This is a genomic window from Oleiphilus sp. HI0066 (genome assembly GCF_001635725.1).
The window spans coordinates 1-1,289 of the sequence record NZ_LWFH01001634.1 but is presented as its reverse complement, the minus strand read 5'-3'; the positions used below and the strand labels follow the sequence as shown (position 1 = coordinate 1,289).

Genomic DNA, 1,289 nt, shown 5'->3' with positions numbered 1-1,289 from the left:
GAAGCTTTCAGTGCTTCAATAGGTTGCGCTAGAATGGCTAACACCACGCTGCATAAAATAATGGAAAATATTCCTCCGCCTATGCCATAGAAAATACCTAAGTACAGAAACGGTCTACAAACAAACGCGTCCGTTCCTCCTACCAGCTTAAGTACGGCAATTTCGTCTTTTCGGTTTTCGATTGCTAATCGAATCGTATTTCCGAGAATTAAAATGACAGCAATACTTAGCATTAGCCCAAGAATCCAGGTGCTTAAACTAAGAAAGTTGGTAATAGAGTTGAGTCGCTGAACCCACATTAAATCAAGCTGAACCAGATCAATTTCAGGCTTTCCTAGTAGGCTAGTGCGAAGTTTTTGCGCTTGTTCTATCGTATTAGCAGAATCACTCAGGGTTACGATAATACTGTGAGGAAGGGGATTGTCGCTCAAGTGCTCAAGTGTCGACTCGAGTTCAAATGTTGCTTTAAATTCCTCAAGAGCATCATCTTGATGGATGAACTTGGCTGACTCTATGCCTTCGATTTTTGTTAGTTCTTGCGCAAATGTTGCCCCTTTAATCGGCGATAATGTTTTGCTTAGCATCACCGTCATTTGAGTCGTATTATCAAAGCTCAATTGAGAGCGCTCGAGATTGCTTAAGAACACGCCTAGTAAAGTGGGCAATAAGATAGCAATACCAATAACGGCGCACGTAAGGATTGATGCTAATGGTTTTTTCTTTTGCTCATTAAGGGTATGAGAAAGAGCTTTTTTGTGATTACCAAAGTAACTGCCAAGCATCGGTTTTGATGCAGAAACTTGAGCGCCTTGTGAATTTGACTTAGCCATTTACGAATGCCTCTTCGTTTCTGATGTGGCCATGATCAAGTTCGATTACTCGGTAAGGTAGGCGTGAAATAAGCTCTAAGTCATGCGTTGCAATCAACACCGTGACACCCACTTGGTTAAAGTCGCTAAACAGCTTCATGATTTCTGCCGATAGCTCTGGATCAAGATTACCTGTAGGTTCGTCAGCTAACAGAATAGGTGGCTTGTTGACGACAGCACGAGCAATACCAACACGTTGTTGTTCACCTCCAGAAAGTTGAATGGGCGTGAGCTTCTCTTTGCTCAGTAGCCCAACTTTATCGAGTGCAGCCCGTACGCGTTTAGCAATTTCCTTTGGTGGCGTTCCTGCAACTTCCATCGCAATCGCGACATTATCAAAGACTGTGCGATCAAACAGAAGTTTGTGGTCTTGGAATACAACACCTGCATGGCGACGATAATAAGGAACTTGTCGCGGAG

Annotated in this window: 2 protein-coding genes; both read right to left on the bottom strand. The window is 43.2% G+C overall.

From position 1 onward, the window contains the following. The coding region (gene ftsX / locus A3738_RS25560) for a permease-like cell division protein FtsX (RefSeq protein WP_068763948.1) at positions 1-830 on the bottom strand (830 nt) is incomplete at its 3' end. Then, positions 823-1,289, bottom strand: a 467-nt coding sequence (locus tag A3738_RS25555) for a cell division ATP-binding protein FtsE (protein WP_156504501.1), incomplete at its 5' end; no start/stop codon positions are given. The genes ftsX and A3738_RS25555, both read right to left, overlap by 8 nt.